This is a genomic window from Pantoea sp. X-Soil-ISGK-259, from assembly GCF_059730705.1.
In genome coordinates, this window is sequence record NZ_AP035986.1 from 747,035 (window position 1) to 764,304 (window position 17,270).

Here is a 17,270-nt window from a genome sequence, read left to right on the forward strand (position 1 = left end):
GTGCTTCTCTGACCTCATCGTAAAGCAGGGTGAGAGCAGCACTGCGCGTTTATCTTCTGCAGTCGCCGTTAACGCGCGTAGGCGTCATGCTCTTCGCGCGTCATTGCCGGCGCGTCTACCGTAACCCGCTCAAACCTCAGATTCGTTACGCCCGCTATTTTGCCAAACTCCTGCGCCTGCAGCGTAATATCGCTGAAACTCAGCTGTTCGATTGGGTTTTCCGGCGTGCCTTCAACAAAAAAGGCGCGGGAAAACGCCGCTGGCTGAGTCAGGCTGCTGCTGATATGACTGATACTGATATTCTCAACCCGCGTCAGGCCAGCATCACCCGTGACGCCTGATGCCAGCTTACGCCAGTGTGGCGGCTGTTTGGTGTCGGCGGGCTGTTCGCTGTAGCTGTACTGCGGGAACCAGTTCAGCTGCAGCATAAACGGATAACAGACATCCTCCATCTTCAGATGGCGAACCACGATGTTTTTGATCCAGCCGCCGCGATTTCGGGCGGACTTGATGCGAAAGCCGACGCCAGTGCCGGAAAAACGGTTGTGTTCGATGATGACATTTTCGATACCGCCAGAGGTTTCGCTGCCCAGGGTAATGCCCGAACCTTTCAGCAGAGTGCAGTCGCGAATAATGATATCGCGTGCGGTTCTGCCGAGCTGCTGTGCTTCCGCGCCGCGACCCGATTTCACGCAGATATTGTCGTCATTGCAGGAGACCGTACAGCTCTCCACACGCACTAACTGGCTGGAATCAATATCAATGCCGTCGGTGCTGGGGCCGGTGGCGTTCATGACACGTAGCCTCTGCAGATTCACCTGTTTCGAATAGCAGACGTGCAGGTTCCAGAAGCCGGAATCCTGTGAGGTGAAGTCCTCCAGCGTCACGCATTCGCTCTCGTAAACCACTACGTTACGTGGACGCCTGCAGTCGTAATCCACCACCCAGCGCAGGCCGCGACGGGTATAGTCCGCCAGCATCCCGCTGTTCTCGTCGTCGCCCCAGAATTTATGCCACCAGACGGCACCCTGTCCGTCGAACGTGCCGCTGCCGCAGACGGTGACGTTGCGGCAGTGATTAATGTTAAGCATCGCCGCGGGCCAGACCATATCAATTCCCGCCACGCGCGTAGGGATGTCCGGGTAGTCCTCCAGCCGCTGGCTGCCGAGCAGCATGGCATCTTTCGCCAGCTCCAGCGTCATCTCACTTTTCAGAAACAGCGCACCGGTCAGAAAGCGGCCAGCCGGGATCAGCACCGTGTCGCCTGCTGATGCGCTATCAATCGCGCGCTGTATCGCCTGAGTGGAAAGTGAGGTGGCGTCCGGGACGGCAGCGAAATCAATAATGTTAATTCTTGCCATTTTTTTTGCCTGTAGTGGTTGAGAAATGAGCGTTCAGCGCTGAAAGTAGCACGCTCTGGCAGGCAAATTATTGCTGGCGATCAGGGAATTACGGCGGTTGCCGTGATGAAAAGTCGGAGGGATAAGTGGGAAGAGACGCGCAGGTTATGGGGTGTCACGCTGCGCGCCGGATCATCAGAGGGTTTTCAGGCCCACTGAGGGGATATTTCTGCCGTAGTAGATCTCACGCATCTCTTTCCACAGCAGGTCAGTAATACGCTTATGCTCCTGCGGGCTGAGATCTTCCGGGCGGGTGTTAAACAGGTAGTGTTTCAGGTCGAACTCTTTCAGCAACATCTTGGTGTGGAAGATGTTCTCCTGATAGACATTCACATCCACCATGTCATACATCGCTTTCATATCGTCAGACATGAAGTTCTGAATCGAATTGATCTCGTGATCGATAAAGTGCTTCATCCCTTTCACATCACGGGTAAAACCGCGCACCCGGTAATCGACGGTGACAATATCTGACTCCAGCTGGTGGATCAGATAGTTCAGCGCCTTAAGCGGTGAAATCACGCCACAGGTTGAGACTTCGATATCGGCGCGGAAAGTGCAAAGTCCGCCTTCCGGGTGGCTCTCCGGATAGGTATGCACGCAGATATGGCTTTTATCGAGATGCGCCACCACCGAGTTTGGCAGCGGGCCTGGATGCTCGGAGTTATCGATATCTTTGGGATCGATCGGCTCTTCACTGACCAGAATCGTGACGCTGGCTCCCTGCGGTTCATAATCCTGGCGTGCAATGTTAAGCACGTTAGCCCCGATAATTGAGCAGGTCTCCGTCAGGATTTCCGTCAACCGGTTAGCGTTATATTGTTCATCAATGTAGGCGATGTAACCATCGCGTTCAGCTTCAGTATTCGCGTAACAGATATCGTAAATACAAAAACTCAGGCTTTTCGTCAGGTTATTGAAGCCATGTAGTTTTAGCTTTTGCAATTTTGTTAACCCCTTAAAAATGCCCGATCAGCACGCGGCAGATAACGCATTTAACAGATATTGAGGCAGAGCGAAGCTGCCGGTATGAATCGCTGGTGTGTAATAACGGCAGGTCAGGCCAGCAGCCTTGAAACGTGTCTGCAGAGTGGCGGTATCAAGCTGGCGCAGCGCCGGATTATCACTCGCCCAGGCAAAGGTCATAATACCGCCGTAGTAGGTCGGAATCGCCGCCTGATAGAAACTGACATCGCCAAAATAGTGGCTCAGCTTGCGATGGCTGTTGACGGCTTCATCCTGCTGAAGGAAGCAGACGCCATTCTGCGCCACGAAGATGCCATTTTCATTAAGGGACGCTTTGCAACCCGCATAAAATTCGGAGGTAAACAGACTCTCGCCCGGACCAATTGGATCCGTACAGTCAGAGATGATGACATCGAATTTTTCCTGGGTCTGATTGACGAAATTAACGCCGTCATCAATCACCAGCGTAAAGCGTGGGTCGTCATAGGCGCCTGCACTGTGGTTTGGCAGATACTGGCGACAGAAGGTTACGACGCCCGCATCGATCTCCACCATAGTAATCTTTTCGACTTCCGGATGACGTGATACTTCACGCAGCATTGCGCCATCGCCGCCGCCGATAATCAGGACGCTCTTCGCCGCGCCATGCGCCAGCAGTGGAACGTGAGTCATCATTTCATGATAGATAAATTCGTCGCGTTCGGTGGTCTGCACAACCCCGTCCAGCGCCATAACACGGCCCATTGCGGCATTTTCGAAAATGATTAAATCCTGATGCGCAGTCTTTTCACGGTAAAGCTCTTTGTCTACCGTGAAATACTGGCCAAAACCAGCATGAAGGGTTTCATACCACGTTTCATTTTGGGCCATGGTGCTCTCCTCTGATGACATCGCCATGAAGATGGGCGGCACATGATAGCTAACACTGACCGCCGTTGCACGGTCAATGTCCGGCTGCAGAGGGCAGAGCTGTTACCTGACGTAGGCCAGCAGGCTCAGGGAATCGCGGGCCAGTGACTTACATTTTTTATCGTTGGTGATGGCGATGCCGCTGAGATCGCGATAGCTATCTTCGCCCAGCGCCTTCATGTTGTAGTTGCTGTAATTACTTAAATCCCAGCGGTTCTGCTGAGCAAAAAAGACCAGCGCTTTGCGAATCTGCGCGTCCGGTAAATCCTGATAGCCACAATCATTTTTCAGATAGACGAAAACCGCCGTGAGATCAGCCAGATCTTCCGCTTCGGATTCACTCAGGGCAAAACTGGTGGAGGAGAAGCCAAGGAGTCCCGTCAACAGCAGGATCCTGATACTTTGCTTCATAGTCTTTCTCTTCAATGGATATTGCTCATGACGTTAGCACAGTTATTCTCAGATTTTCGATTAATTTGGCGCTGCAGGGCGCTGTACCGCCTTTTTTCGTCAGATTCTCACGGGTAAGACTTGACCTTCCCATAAGGTCAGGGTTTAGGCTGTCTGCACTGATGCCACAAGGATGATCACCATGCAACGTCGCCATTTCCTGAAACTCACCGCCACACTGAGTGCAGCCGGAGCTTTGCCGCTCTGGAGCCGTTCGCTGATGGCGGCCACCCGTCCACTGTTGCCGATCCCGTCGCTGCTGGAACCTGATGCCAGGGGAAGCTACAGCCTCACCGCGATGCAGGGCACCACCCAGTGGAACGGCAAAGCGGTGCCGACCTGGGGCTATAACGGCAGCCTGCTGGGACCGGTGCTGAAGATGCAGAGTGGTAAACCGGTTACGGTCAACATCTATAACCGCCTCAATGAGGCGACCACCCTGCACTGGCACGGTCTGGAAATCCCCGGCGCCGTCGATGGCGGCCCGCAAGCGGTGATTGCGCCTGGTGGTTCGCGTCAGGTCTCTTTTACGCCCGATCAACCCGCCGCCACCTGCTGGTATCACCCGCATTTGCACGGTAAGACCGGGCATCAGGTGGCACAGGGGCTGGCGGGCCTGATCCTGCTGGAAGACAAAGAGAGCGGAACGCTGCGCTTGCCTTCGCAGTGGGGCGTGGATGATGTGCCGCTGATTTTCCAGGATAAGCAGCTGACCAAAGATGGCAGCCATATTGATTATCAGCTCGACGTGATGCGCGCCGCGGTGGGCTGGTTTGGCGACATGATGCTGACCAACGGCGTGCAGTATCCGCAGCATGCGGTGCCGCGGGGCTGGATGCGTCTGAGGCTACTCAACGGCTGTAACGCCCGTTCGCTGAACATTGCCGCCAGTGATAAACGTCCTCTTTATATCATCGCCAGCGATGGCGGTCTGCTGGCTGAGCCCGTGAAGCTCGACGCGTTACCGCTCCTGCCGGGCGAACGTTTTGAGGTGATGATTGATACCTCTGATGGCAAGGCCTTTGATCTGGTCACGCTGCCAACAGAGCAGATGGGCATGACGCTGCCGCCGTTTGACCAGCCGCTGCCACTGGTGCAGATCCTGCCGCTGCGGGTGATGGCCAGCGCCACGCTGCCGGATCGGCTGGCGACGCTGCCCGCGCTGCCCGCCACCGACGGACTGACGACACGCTGGCTGCAACTGATGATGGATCCGCAACTGGACCAGCAGGGCATGCAGGCATTGATGCAGCGCTACGGCGAGAAAGCGATGGGCAAGGGCGGTCATCATTCGATGCCGCAGACGCCGAAGAAAAAGGCGGCAGAGCCGATGGAAGGTATGGAAGGTATGGAAGGTATGGAAGGTATGGAAGGTATGGATCACAGCATGCACGGCAATGCGCCGCCCGCCGGTTACGATTTCCACAACGGCAACAAGATCAACGGCCAGGCCTTTGACATGAAAAAACCGTCGTTTGCGGTGAAACTGGGTGATTATGAAAAATGGACGATTTCAGGGGAGGGCGATGCCATGCTGCATCCGTTCCACATTCATGGCACTCAGTTCCGTATTCTCTCTGAAAATGGCAAACCGCCCGCTCCGCATCGGCAGGGCTGGAAAGATATGGTGAATGTCGACGGCTGGCGCAGTGAAGTGCTGGTACGCTTCAATTATGTCGCCGCCGCCGAACACGCTTACATGGCCCATTGCCATCTGCTGGAGCATGAAGATACCGGCATGATGCTGGGCTTTACCGTGAGCTGATTACACCTGATCGAGCGCCAGTTTGATGTCTTCAATCAGGTCGCCGGCGTTCTCGATGCCAATCGACAGCCGCACCGTGGCGTCAGTGATACCAATACGCTGACGCACCGCCTGCGGCACGCCGGAGTGGGTGGTACTGCCAGGATGGCTGGCCAGCGACTCGGTACCGCCCAGGCTCACCGCCTGCTTAAACAGTGACAGCGCATTGAGAAAACGGAACGCCGCAGCCTGGCCGCCGGTGATATCAAATGAGAAGGTTGAACCCGCGCCGCTGCACTGTTCACGATAAGTCTTCCCTTCGGCGCTCTCCGCATCCAGATAAGGTAGCCAGTGCAGCTTCGCCACTTTCGGGTGATCGCGCAGAAACGCCGCGACCGCTTCCGCATTTTGAAAAGCTTTCTCCATCCGCAGCGACAGGGTTTCCAGCGAGCGGCTAAGCATCCAGCTTGAGTGCGGATCCAGCTGCGTGCCGATGGCGCTGCGCAGGGCGCGCACTTTCGCCATCAGCGCCTTACTGCCCATTGCGGCACCCGCAATAAGGTCAGAGTGACCGCCTACATATTTGGTTAACGAATAAAGCGACAGGTCAGCGCCCAGCGTCAGCGGCTGCTGGAACAGCGGGCCGAGCAGGGTGTTGTCACAGGCGATAATGGGTCGTGAACCCTGCTGCTGGTCAATCTCATCGGCAATACGCGCCATCAGGCGGATATTGACCAGGCTGTTGGTGGGATTCGCCGGCGTTTCAATCAGGATCACCGCCACCCGGCCCTGCACCATCGCCTGCTGAGCAGCATCCCGCACTTTGACTTCATCATTACCGTCACTGAAACCCACGGCCTGAATATCCAGATTGTGAAGCGTTTTGCTGAGCAGCGTTTCGGTGCCGCCATAGAGCGGCTGGGAGTGCAGGATCACCTCGCCTGGACGGGCAAACGCCAGCAGGGCAGTGGAGATGGCGGCCATGCCGGAAGAGAAAAGCGAACAGCTTTCTGCCTGCTCATAAACCGCCAGCCGATCTTCAACAATTTCGCTGTTAGGGTGATTAAAGCGGGAATAGACCAGACCACCAGATTTGCCTTCCGGTGGCTCACGTCGGCCAGAAACGTAGTCAAAGAAGTCCCGCCCCTCTTCAGCGCTGTCAAAGACAAATGTCGACGTCAGAAACACGGGCGGCTTCACCGCACCTTCAGAGAGGCGGGGATCATAGCCATAGTTCAGCATCTGAGTTTCAGGGTGAAGTGGCCTGTCGCCAATATGCGTTTTTTTGCCTGAATATGAAGTCATTGTGATCTCCGGCCAGCGGCGCGAGTAGAGTAACGATCTGTTGGATAAAGGCTACCATGCAGCGAATCATGCTGGTAAATGCCAGAATGTTCTAAGGTAATGCGCATTTCTGTGAGCTGCAGACCCTGTATGATAAATTTCGCGACGTAATCGTTTGCTTCGGGTGCCGCACAGCCGTCGCGGCTGCGTCTGTGATAGACTTCGGGGCTTTCTGACGTAACCGGGCTGAACGCAATGAAACACACTGTTGAAGTGATGATCCCTGAACAGGCAATCGCCACGCGCATCGCTGAACTGGGCAAAGAGATTAACGAGCACTACCGCGACAGCGGCAGCGATATGGTGCTGGTAGGGCTGCTGCGCGGCTCATTCATGTTCATGGCTGATCTCTGCCGCGCCATTGATGTGCCGCATGAAGTCGACTTTATGACGGCTTCCAGTTACGGCAGCGGCATGTCCAGCACACGTGATGTGAAAATCCTGAAAGATCTGGATGAAGACATTCGTGGCAAGGATGTGCTGATCGTCGAAGATATCATCGACTCGGGTAACACCCTGAGCAAAGTACGTGAGATTCTGCAGCTGCGTCAGCCAAAATCACTGGCGATCTGTACCCTGCTGGATAAGCCAGAGCGCCGTGAAGTCGATGTAAACGTTGAGTATGTCGGCTTTGCGATTCCGGACGAGTTCGTGGTGGGCTTTGGTATCGACTATGCTCAGCACTATCGCCATCTGCCTTATATCGGCAAAGTGGTGCCGCTGGAATCCTGATCCCGCTCTGACCGCACATTCTTCCAAGGCCTGCACCGGTTAGCTGGTGTAGGCTATGTCGCGCTTTACGCCGCGATCGGCTCAGGATTCGCCGTTCATCCGCAGATTAGCAATGCCATTACGGTAGCGCTGTTCGAGGATCTCCCGGCTGTTTGCCGTGACATTAAGGTTACGCAGGCAGCCGTCCTGAATGCCATAGACCCAGCCGTGCAGGGAGACATCTTTGCCGCGTTTCCAGGCAGATTGCAGCACGGTCGAGTGACCCAGGTTATAGACTTGTTCAATAACGTTGATTTCGCACAGTTTGTCCAGGCGCTTATCCGGCGGGAGTTCCCCCAGCAACACGCTATGCTTGTACCAGAGGTCGCGGATGTGCAGCAGCCAGTTGTCGATTAATCCCAGCTCCGGGTTATCCATTGCCGCCTGCACACCGCCGCAGCCGTAGTGGCCGCACACGATAACGTGTTCCACTTCCAGCACTTCAATAGCGTACTGCACCACGGACAGACAGTTCAGGTCAGTGTGGATCACCAGATTGGCAACGTTGCGGTGAACAAAAAGTTCGCCAGGTTCCAGTCCGGTCAGGCGTTCGGCAGGGACACGGCTATCAGAGCAGCCAATCCACAGAAAGCGCGGTTTTTGTGCCTGGGCGAGACGCTCAAAAAAGCTGGGATCTTCTTCAACCAGTAATTTTGACCATTCGCGGTTGTTTCTGATCAGGGTATTAATGTCTGTCATGGCGTTGAGCGACCGGTTACTGCGCAAAGTGCGCGCGCGTACTATATGCCAGGGTCTGATAAATTTAAACGGCATTGCAATGCCACCAAAACAGGGTATGGATGCAGAATGACTTATGCACTGGAACTTTCCCGGCTGACTAAGACCTATCCCGGCGGCGTGCAGGCGCTGAAGGGCATCGATCTTAACGTTGAAGCGGGTGACTTTTATGCACTGCTGGGGCCAAACGGTGCCGGCAAATCCACCACCATCGGCATTATCAGCTCGCTGGTTAATAAATCCGAAGGCAGCGTGCGGGTGTTTGGCTACGATCTGGAAAAAGATGTGGTGAATGCCAAACGCCAGCTCGGCCTGGTGCCGCAGGAGTTTAACTTCAACCCGTTTGAGACGGTGATGCAGATTGTCGTGAGTCAGGCGGGCTACTACGGCGTTGAGCGTCGTGAAGCCAATGAGCGTGCGGAGAAGTATCTGAAGCAGCTTGATCTGTGGGGCAAACGCACCGAACGTGCGCGCATGCTCTCCGGCGGCATGAAACGTCGTCTGATGATCGCCCGCGCGCTGATGCATGAGCCTAAACTGCTGATTCTGGATGAGCCGACCGCTGGCGTGGATATCGAACTGCGCCGCTCCATGTGGGTGTTCCTGAAAGATCTTAATGCCAAAGGCACCACCATCATTCTCACCACCCATTATCTGGAAGAAGCGGAGATGCTGTGTCGCAACATCGGCATTATCCAGAGCGGTGAGCTGGTGGAGAACACCTCGATGAAAGGGCTGCTGTCCAAGCTCAAATCAGAAACCTTTATCCTGGATCTGGCACCGCGCAGTCCGCTGCCCTCGCTGGAAGGGTTTCAGTACCGGCTGACTGACACCTCAACGCTTGAAGTGGAAGTGCTGCGTGAGCAGGGCCTCAACAGCGTCTTTAGTCAGCTGAGCGCGCAGGGAGTGCATGTGCTGAGTATGCGCAATAAAGCCAACCGTCTGGAAGAGCTGTTCGTTGGCCTGACGACGCAGGGAAAAACAGGAGCAAAAGCATGACACATTTGTACTGGGTGGCGCTGAAAAGTATCTGGGCCAAAGAGGTTAACCGTTTCGCCCGCATCTGGATCCAGACGCTGGTGCCGCCGGTCATCACCATGACGCTCTATTTCATCATCTTCGGCAACCTGATTGGTTCGCGTATCGGTGAGATGCATGGCTTCAGCTATATGCAGTTCATCGTGCCGGGATTGATCATGATGGCGGTGATCACCAACGCCTATGCCAACGTGGCGTCGTCGTTCTTCAGCGCCAAGTTCCAGCGCAACATTGAAGAGCTGTTGGTTGCACCGGTGCCGACCCACATTATTATTGCCGGTTATGTTGGCGGTGGCGTAGCGCGTGGTGTCTGCGTGGGCATTCTGGTGACGGCGATCTCGCTGTTCTTTGTGCCGTTTCAGGTGCACTCCTGGTCGATGGTCGCGATCACGCTGCTGCTGACCGCCATTCTGTTTTCACTGGCCGGCCTGCTGAACGCCGTGTTTGCCCGCACCTTTGACGATATCAGCCTGATCCCGACCTTTGTGCTGACGCCACTGACTTATCTGGGCGGCGTATTCTATTCACTGAGTCTGCTCCCGCCAATCTGGCAGGCGGTCTCTAAACTGAATCCAATCGTTTATATGATTAGCGGATTCCGTTATGGCTTCCTGGGCATTAACGATGTGCCGCTGGTGTTTACGCTCACGGTACTGGTGGCCTTTATTCTGGTGTTCTACTGGCTGGTCTATGCGCTGATACAGCGCGGGCGCGGATTACGCACCTGACGTTAACCTGAATCATAAGGGCCACGCTTCGATAAGGGCGTGGCTTTTTTTTGCTGAGTAAAAAACATCCATACCTGCGGTTCTGGCTGGCCTTAAAATTCCCCCTGAAACCCACCCTGACGTTTCTGTTATGCCACTGAAGCCGCCTGGCGCCTCGCTTACATCCTTTCTCACAAAAAATAACCCTAAGTATTATCTGATAATAATCTGACACCTTTCTCTATCTTAATGATTCTTAACTGTTAAATTTTTTTAAGAATAGCCTTAAGTTCTGACTGTTGTTTATTTTATTACGAATTATCAAAATACCGCCGGAATAAGGTTATTCCTCTGCTCAGGGATGAAAGGGTGGGCTTGGGATGTTCTCAATAAGAAAAATGGCATCGAATTCAGGGCCAGTTTTTAATAAAAGGCAGGAAAAGATGAATCGTATAACGTGGATCGATAATCTGCGGGGATTAAGTATTCTCGCAATCATTTTTTTGCACAGCACTATCGCCGTACATAATAACGCCGGACATTTTACCGCCTTTAGCAGCCTGTTGAACGAGATGCTGGCACCGGTAAGACTGGGGCTGATGTTCTTTGTTTCGGGTTTATTTGTCGATGCAGGGTTGAGAAAAGGCCTGGGGCCTTTTTTTAATAACAAAGTACGCAGTATTCTCTATCCTTTTGTGGTCTGGGTAGCCGTCTACGGCGGATTAAAAATCCTGTTCAGCTCAATGGCTAATACGCCGCAATCACCGATGAATATTATTCTCTCCCACCTGACCGGTGGCGGTGATATGACCTGGTTCCTGCATTCACTGTTTATTTTCTTTATTGTGATTATCTTTGCGCGTCACCTGCCATTCCTGCTGGTGTTTGCCGTCTGTATGACGCTGAGCTGGGCGCTGCCGGCGATTGAGGCGGATGGCGTGTTTGCCAGCTTCGACAATACGCACATCAACAAATCGCTTTATCTGTTTGTCTTCTTCTATCTCGGCGATTACGTAGTGAGAAAGCAGGTGAATATTGCAGAGAAAGTGCAGCATGGTCCGACGCTGCTGATTTCAGTAGTGAGTTTTGTACTTCTTTCCTGCCTGAATATCTTTATACTGGAACGTCATTCCCAGGCGTTATTATCACCGCTGGCACTATTGTCGGTTCCGTTTTTTGTCTGGATTGCGCTTAAGCTGAAATCTGACCTGGTTTACTACATTGGCGTCAACTCTATTGTCTTCTACCTGTCGCATTATCTGGCGATTCAGTTCTTCAGTAAGATTGTGAAGTTTGAAAGCCCGTCAGCCTGGGTAAATGACCTGAAGTTTATTTCAGCGTTTCTGGTAGCGCTGGCATTGCCGTGGACATTATGTCTGATGAGAAAACACGGCTGGTTTAATTTCCTCTTTACGATGAAAAAGTCATCAAAGCCGATGACAACCAAACCGGTTTAATTGCTGGAGCAGAATTGAAAAGGGCCACCGTTTTATCGGCGGCCCTTTTTTTAGATAAACGATTAATCAGGCGATCTGTACTGGCAGTGCTTTCGCCAGACGTTTCATCTGGTTGTCACCTTCAAAATAGGCGACTTTAGGCAGCCACTGACGCGCTTCGGCATCCTCAACCTGCACATAGGAGCAGATAATTAATATATCGCCCTCGCAGGCGCAGCGGGCTGCTGCACCGTTGACTGAAATGATTTTCGATCCGCGCTCAGCCGCGATAGCGTAGGTGGAAAAGCGCTGGCCATTGGTGACGTTATAAATATCAATCGCTTCATATTGCAGAATGCCGGAAGCATCCAGGAAATCCTGATCGATAGCGCAGGAACCTTCATAGTTGAGGTCCGCCTGCGTCACCTTGACGCGGTGCAATTTGCCTTGCAGAACAGTGCGAATCATAGCCAGAAACCTTGTCAGAGAAATAAAACAACCTGCCGCAGAAAGAGTTACAGCGTCAGGTCAACAGTTTGATTATCAATCAGGCGGGCTTTACCCAGCCAGGCGGCCATCAGTACCACCGCGCGCTGACTGTCCACCGTCAGCGGCTGCAGTGTGTCCGCATCACAAATCGCCAGGCCATCAGGACGCAATCCCTGCGCCAGCAGTGCCTCGCTGGCGGCCTCGATGATCTCGTCAATCTGACGCTCGCCATTCTCCAGCCGTGTCGCCATCTGACGCATTACCTGGCTCAGCAACGGTGCCAGCTTACGCTCATCGGCTGTCAGGTAGCCGTTGCGTGAACTCAGCGCCAGGCCATCTTTAGCCCGCACGGTGGGCACACCCACAATCTCAATGTCAAAGCCCATATCGGCCACCATCTTACGAATGATAGCCAGTTGCTGAAAATCCTTTTCACCGAAACAGGCAATATCGGGCTGCACCAGATTAAACAGTTTGCTGACGATGGTCGCCACGCCGCGAAAATGGCCTGGTCGCATCGCGCCTTCCAGCAGGGAAGAGAGCACCGGCACCTCAACAAAGGTCTGATTCTGGGTACCCTGCGGATAGACTTCAACCGGTGAAGGCGCAAAAACCACATCCACCTGGTGACGGTTCAGCTTTTCACAATCTTCCTGCAGCGTGCGCGGATAGCGCGCGAGGTCATCTTCGCGATCGAACTGCATGGGATTGACAAAGATCGAGACAATGACGATGTCGCCGCGGGCGCGCGCTTCATCCACCAGTGTCAGATGGCCTTCATGCAGGTTGCCCATGGTCGGCACCAGCGCAATGCGTTTACCCTGCTGACGCCAGCGACGGACTTCCTGGCGCAGCATCAACAGCGTTTCAATGATCAACACGGTGACTCTCCTGGATTACTGGAAACTGTGCTCTGCCGCCGGGTAGGTACCGGCCTCGACTTCGGCGATATAGTGGCGAATCGCCGCGCGAACATCGCCGGTCTCCGCCAGGAAATTTTTAGCAAATTTGGGAATGTGACCGCCAGTCACGCCCAGCGCGTCATGCATGACCAGAATCTGACCATCGGTGACGTTACCGGCACCGATGCCAATCACCGGTATCGTGAGTGCGTCGGTAATCTGCTGCGCCACCGACACCGGCACGCACTCCAGTACCATCAACTGCGCGCCAGCGGCTTCCAGTGCCAGCGCATCGGCCAGCAGCTGCTCTGCGCCTGCTTCATCACGCCCCTGTACTTTATAGCCGCCAAAGATATTCACCGACTGTGGCGTCAGGCCAAGATGACCACACACCGGCACGGCCCGTTCGGTCAGCATCTGCACGGTCTCAGCCAGCCAGCTGCCGCCTTCCAGTTTCACCATATTGGCGCCGGCACGCATCAGCTGTGCGGCACTCTCAAAGGTCTGCTGTGGCGTGGCATAACTCATAAATGGCAGATCGGCGAGCAGCAGTGCCTGCGGCGCACCCCGGCGTACGGCGGTGGTGTGATAAGCGATATCGCTGACCGTGACCGGCAGCGTGGAGTCGTGCCCCTGCACCGTCATTCCCAGTGAATCACCAACAAGCAACACCTGAATACCTTCATCGGCAAACAGACGGGCAAAACTGAAATCGTAGGCGGTCAGCGTCGCGAACTTTTTACCGCTGGCTTTCGCCTGACGCAGATGTGAAATCGTGGTGGGTTTCATGGCGCTCTCAACTCAGGAATTCTGATGGGCGCAGTTTACTGGATAGCGTGAAAGAGCGGAATCAGAGAGTTGCGTTTGTCTGATCAGCCATGCCACAGCGCGATGCTGCTACTGTCGAGGGCGGCAAGAAAAGTGCTGAGTGCGCGGCCGTCGGGCAGGTGGGCATCCGGGGCAATCGCCAGCAGCGGCACCAGCATAAAGGCGCGATTCTGCAGATCATAATGCGGCACAATCAACCGCTCCGTGTTGATCACTGCATCGCCAAACAGCATCAGATCGATGTCCAGCGTGCGGGGGCCCCAGCGTTCTGCCTTGCGCACCCGGCCATGCTCCAGCTCAATCCGCTGGGTATGGTCAAGCAGCGCGTCTGCGCTGAGATCGGTTTCAAGTGCCACTGCGGCATTGAGAAAATCGGGCTGATCGGGTGGGCCATAGGGCGGCGTGCGGTAGAACGGAGAGGTCGCGATGCGTTGCGTCTGCGGCAACGCATCCAGTGCGATCAGCGCTGCATCAACCTGATGCAGCGGATCGGCCAGGTTACTGCCTAACGCGAGATAAACCCGTGTCATGAGGCGTTTTGATTGTCACGACGCGGCGCGGAAGGACGGCGGCGCGGACGACGCGATTTATTGCGTGGCACCGGATCATCACCCAGGTTATTCAGCATGTTTTTCTGATGTGGCGGCGCAGCCACCTGGAATTCACCCCACCACTGGCTCAGGCGCAGCAGTTCAGGGTTATTTTCCACTTCTGCCCGCAGCGCCAGCAGATCGTAAGCGGCGCGGAATTTCGGATGCTCCATCAGTTTCCAGGCACGTTTACCGTGACGGCGTGACATGCGTAACTGCAACAGCCAGATATCGCGGATAAGCGAAGTAATACGCTTCGGAATCGCCAGCGCACGGCAGGCTTCATCCAGCGTATCGTTCATCGCCATCGCAAAAGCTTCGAAGTAGGTCAGGCCACTTTCCTGCGCGATGCGTTCGGCCGCTTCAAGCTGCGGATACCAGAACATCGCGGCAAACAGAAATGCCGGATTAACGCGCATATCGTTGTGAATGCGGTTATCGGTATTTTTCAGCACCTGAGCCAGCATCCGCTCCATGTGACTGTCGCTGTTTTCCGTGAAGTTGCGTGCCAGCGTCGGGAACAGCGGCTGGAACAGCTGATATTCACACAGTTTAAGATAGGTGCTGTAACCGTATCCGGCCTGTAGCAGTTTCAGTGACTCTTCAAACAGGCGTGCAGGCGGGATATCACGTAGCAGTGAGGCGAGACGCGGAATCGGCTCGGCGGTCTCCGGCGCAATACGCATATTGAGCTTGGCGGCAAAACGCGCAACGCGCAGCATCCGCACCGGATCTTCACGGTAGCGGGTTTCCGGATCGCCAATCAGGCGGATAATGCCCTGTTCGAGATCGCTGATGCCGCCGACATAGTCGCGCACGCTGAAATCAGCCACGCTGTAGTAGAGGCTGTTGATGGTGAGATCGCGACGCTGGGCATCATCTTCGATAGAACCAAAGATATTATCGCGCAGCAGCATGCCACTCTGGGCGCGCTGCGAACTGTTACGATCTTCTGCAATCTCTTCCACCTGATGATGGCCACGGAACGTTGCGACTTCGATCACTTCCGGGCCAAACATGACGTGTGCCAGACGGAAACGACGACCGACCAGGCGACAGTTGCGGAACAGCTTACGCATTTGCTCTGGCGTGGCGTTGGTGGTCACGTCGAAATCTTTGGGTTTTTGCCCCAGTAGCAAATCGCGCACGCCACCGCCTACCAGATAGGCTTCATAACCGGCTTTGTTCAGGCGATAGAGCACTTTGAGGGCATTTTCGCTGATGTCTTTACGTGAGATGGTATGGCTTTCACGAGGGATGATGGTCATCAGACGCTCTGGTTCAACCTCTGCTGGGGCTTCCTCTTCATCACGCTTCAGGACTTTCCGGCAAAAATTAGCTACTCGGGTAAAAATGGGACACCTCGACAGTGGCAATTAGGGTGTAGGTAAAATCAGCGGCTAATCATAGCCTGTTGAGAACCGTTTGAGAATGCTGTTGTCTATGCATCCGGTTTCAGGGCGTTCTGTTGCGGCATCAAAGCGATATTCCACTGCGACACCGCATCAGACAGCAGTTTGTCCTGCGTTAAGTCCTGCCAGCCGTCTGAAACAGGCTGTCCAAGGAAACGCAATGCTGCCACCAGCAGCGGTCTGGCATCGCCATCCGGCAGCGAAGGTGCATGATTCTGCTTTGATAACTTATTGCCATCATGGTTAAGCGCCAGCGGCAGATGTAACCAGGCAGGCTCCGGCCAGCCAAATTGCTGATAGAGCGCAATCTGTCGTACCGTCGGCTCAATAAGATCTGCGCCGCGAACCACTTCGGTAATACCCTGAAAATGATCATCGACAACCACCGCCAGGTTATAGGCAAACAGGCCATCACGACGGTGAATGATAAAGTCTTCCTGTGCCAGGCGTCGGTCCGCCTCCACATGGCCGCGCAGTCGATCCTCAAACGCAAAGACCGGCGCATGCTGTCGCAAACGTAGCGCGGCGTTTGCGGGTCCGCGTTGTCGTTCCCGGCAGTAACCATCATAGAAACCGCCAATCTCCTGGATGCGACGCCTCGGGCAGGTGCAGAAATAGCTCTGGCGATGCTGCTGCAGCCAGGCCAGCGCCTCCCGGTAGGCTTCATGACGCTGTGACTGCCACAACACATCGCCATCCCAGGTTAAGCCGTAGTGTTCCAGCTGATGCAGGATACGGCTGGCGGCACCGGATACTTCCCGTGGCGGATCGATATCTTCAATTCTTACCCGCCAGATGCCGTTTTGCGCGCGTGCGCTCAGGTAACTGCCCAGGGCAGCAATAAGCGAGCCAAAATGGAGTTCACCAGAGGGAGAAGGGGCGAAGCGACCGATACAGGAGGATGGCATAGGATTCAGAAGTGACCACGCAGCGGACAAAAAACATTTGTTCCGCTGCGTGGTAACAGGCTGGACGCGGCATTAGCCGGCCATTTGTTTCTCACGAATTTCTGCTAACGTCTTACAGTCGATGCAGAGATCGGCAGTAGGACGCGCTTCGAGACGGCGAATACCAATCTCAACGCCACAGGAATCGCAATAACCGAAGTCGTCATCTTCGACTTTCTTCAGCGTCTTCTCGATCTTTTTGATCAGTTTACGTTCGCGATCGCGGTTACGCAGCTCCAGACTGAATTCCTCTTCCTGCGCGGCACGGTCAACCGGGTCCGGGAAGTTAGCGGCTTCATCCTGCATATGCGATACAGTACGATCGACTTCGTCCCGCAATTGATTACGCCAGGCTTCCAGAATCTTGCGAAAATGGGTCAGCTGCGCGTCGTTCATATACTCTTCGCCTGGCTTCACCTGATAAGGTTCAACACCAGCGATAGCGAGAATACTCAGGGACGATGTTTTACGGTTTTGACCTTCTTGCATGTTGCTTCTCCTGGATAACACGCACTATACCCTCTGACTTCCGTCTCGCAGTGGCGTTGCTGCCAGCCTGCATTTAACGTCTGCGGGGTACATCGATCCCCCATTGGGGA

Annotated in this window: 18 protein-coding genes; 5 read left to right on the plus strand and 13 right to left on the minus strand. The window is 54.6% G+C overall.

Going from position 1 to position 17,270, the window contains the following annotated elements:
* Positions 1 to 68 precede the first annotated feature (68 nt).
* From AC6I77_RS03315 to AC6I77_RS03330, 4 genes are all read right to left on the minus strand, one after another.
* The gene (locus tag AC6I77_RS03315) at positions 69 to 1,361 is read right to left on the minus strand and encodes a glycoside hydrolase family 28 protein (protein WP_008925602.1); all 1,293 of its coding nucleotides are present in this window, start codon (positions 1,359 to 1,361) and stop codon (positions 69 to 71) included.
* 174 nt (positions 1,362 to 1,535) lie between these two features.
* Positions 1,536 to 2,345, minus strand: coding sequence for an adenosylmethionine decarboxylase (gene speD, locus AC6I77_RS03320; RefSeq protein ID WP_003854677.1), 810 nt, complete (start codon positions 2,343 to 2,345; stop codon positions 1,536 to 1,538).
* Between the two features lie 27 nt (positions 2,346 to 2,372).
* Positions 2,373 to 3,236, minus strand: a complete 864-nt coding sequence (gene speE / locus AC6I77_RS03325) for a polyamine aminopropyltransferase (protein WP_008925603.1) — start codon at positions 3,234 to 3,236, stop codon at positions 2,373 to 2,375.
* 102 nt (positions 3,237 to 3,338) lie between these two features.
* The gene (locus AC6I77_RS03330) at positions 3,339 to 3,686 is read right to left on the minus strand and encodes a YacC family pilotin-like protein (protein ID WP_003854673.1); all 348 of its coding nucleotides are present in this window, start codon (positions 3,684 to 3,686) and stop codon (positions 3,339 to 3,341) included.
* 181 nt (positions 3,687 to 3,867) lie between these two features.
* Between AC6I77_RS03330 and cueO the strand changes: the two genes are divergently transcribed.
* Positions 3,868 to 5,490 carry a multicopper oxidase CueO gene (gene cueO, locus AC6I77_RS03335; RefSeq protein ID WP_442843877.1) on the plus strand — a complete coding sequence of 541 codons (1,623 nt, stop codon included), beginning with the start codon at positions 3,868 to 3,870 and terminating at the stop codon, positions 5,488 to 5,490.
* Here cueO and AC6I77_RS03340 read toward each other — a convergent pair whose 3' ends face one another.
* Positions 5,491 to 6,774: a cystathionine gamma-synthase family protein gene (locus AC6I77_RS03340; protein WP_110411643.1), complete on the minus strand. Its 1,284-nt coding sequence runs from the start codon at positions 6,772 to 6,774 to the stop codon at positions 5,491 to 5,493.
* 234 nt (positions 6,775 to 7,008) lie between these two features.
* Between AC6I77_RS03340 and hpt the strand changes: the two genes are divergently transcribed.
* Positions 7,009 to 7,545: a hypoxanthine phosphoribosyltransferase gene (gene hpt, locus AC6I77_RS03345; RefSeq protein WP_008925605.1), complete on the plus strand. Its 537-nt coding sequence runs from the start codon at positions 7,009 to 7,011 to the stop codon at positions 7,543 to 7,545.
* Positions 7,546 to 7,626: 81 nt separating this feature from the next.
* Here hpt and can read toward each other — a convergent pair whose 3' ends face one another.
* Entirely contained in the window at positions 7,627 to 8,283 is a 657-nt protein-coding gene (can, locus tag AC6I77_RS03350; RefSeq protein WP_003854664.1) for a carbonate dehydratase, read from the minus strand.
* Between the two features lie 108 nt (positions 8,284 to 8,391).
* Here can and AC6I77_RS03355 point away from each other — a divergent pair, with 108 nt between their 5' ends.
* The 3 genes from AC6I77_RS03355 (at position 8,392) to AC6I77_RS03365 (ending at position 11,524) form a co-directional block, all read left to right on the plus strand.
* The gene (locus AC6I77_RS03355; protein ID WP_003854662.1) at positions 8,392 to 9,321 is read left to right on the plus strand and encodes an ABC transporter ATP-binding protein; all 930 of its coding nucleotides are present in this window, start codon (positions 8,392 to 8,394) and stop codon (positions 9,319 to 9,321) included.
* Entirely contained in the window at positions 9,318 to 10,088 is a 771-nt protein-coding gene (locus tag AC6I77_RS03360) for an ABC transporter permease (RefSeq protein WP_003854661.1), read from the plus strand. Before AC6I77_RS03355 ends, AC6I77_RS03360 begins: the two co-directional genes overlap by 4 nt.
* A 422-nt stretch (positions 10,089 to 10,510) precedes the next feature.
* Positions 10,511 to 11,524 (plus strand): acyltransferase family protein, encoded by a 1,014-nt coding sequence (locus tag AC6I77_RS03365; RefSeq protein ID WP_497816717.1) that lies wholly within the window; start codon positions 10,511 to 10,513, stop codon positions 11,522 to 11,524.
* A gap of 66 nt (positions 11,525 to 11,590) precedes the next feature.
* Here AC6I77_RS03365 and panD read toward each other — a convergent pair whose 3' ends face one another.
* The 7 genes from panD to dksA all read right to left on the minus strand — a co-directional run bounded on the left by panD (position 11,591) and on the right by dksA (position 17,160).
* Positions 11,591 to 11,971 (minus strand): aspartate 1-decarboxylase, encoded by a 381-nt coding sequence (panD, locus tag AC6I77_RS03370; protein ID WP_008925609.1) that lies wholly within the window; start codon positions 11,969 to 11,971, stop codon positions 11,591 to 11,593.
* Between the two features lie 47 nt (positions 11,972 to 12,018).
* Positions 12,019 to 12,873 carry a pantoate--beta-alanine ligase gene (panC, locus tag AC6I77_RS03375; protein ID WP_008925610.1) on the minus strand — a complete coding sequence of 285 codons (855 nt, stop codon included), beginning with the start codon at positions 12,871 to 12,873 and terminating at the stop codon, positions 12,019 to 12,021.
* A gap of 15 nt (positions 12,874 to 12,888) precedes the next feature.
* Positions 12,889 to 13,683, minus strand: coding sequence for a 3-methyl-2-oxobutanoate hydroxymethyltransferase (panB, locus tag AC6I77_RS03380; protein WP_008925611.1), 795 nt, complete (start codon positions 13,681 to 13,683; stop codon positions 12,889 to 12,891).
* Between the two features lie 83 nt (positions 13,684 to 13,766).
* On the minus strand, positions 13,767 to 14,252 hold the full coding sequence (gene folK, locus AC6I77_RS03385; protein WP_497816718.1) for a 2-amino-4-hydroxy-6-hydroxymethyldihydropteridine diphosphokinase: 486 nt from the start codon (positions 14,250 to 14,252) through the stop codon (positions 13,767 to 13,769).
* Positions 14,249 to 15,667 (minus strand): polynucleotide adenylyltransferase PcnB, encoded by a 1,419-nt coding sequence (pcnB, locus tag AC6I77_RS03390; RefSeq protein WP_219848844.1) that lies wholly within the window; start codon positions 15,665 to 15,667, stop codon positions 14,249 to 14,251. The genes folK and pcnB overlap by 4 nt, the downstream gene beginning before the upstream one ends.
* Positions 15,668 to 15,753: 86 nt before the next feature.
* Positions 15,754 to 16,632 (minus strand): tRNA glutamyl-Q(34) synthetase GluQRS, encoded by an 879-nt coding sequence (gene gluQRS / locus AC6I77_RS03395; protein ID WP_008925614.1) that lies wholly within the window; start codon positions 16,630 to 16,632, stop codon positions 15,754 to 15,756.
* A gap of 72 nt (positions 16,633 to 16,704) precedes the next feature.
* Entirely contained in the window at positions 16,705 to 17,160 is a 456-nt protein-coding gene (dksA, locus tag AC6I77_RS03400) for an RNA polymerase-binding protein DksA (RefSeq protein ID WP_008925615.1), read from the minus strand.
* Positions 17,161 to 17,270: the final 110 nt, after the last annotated feature.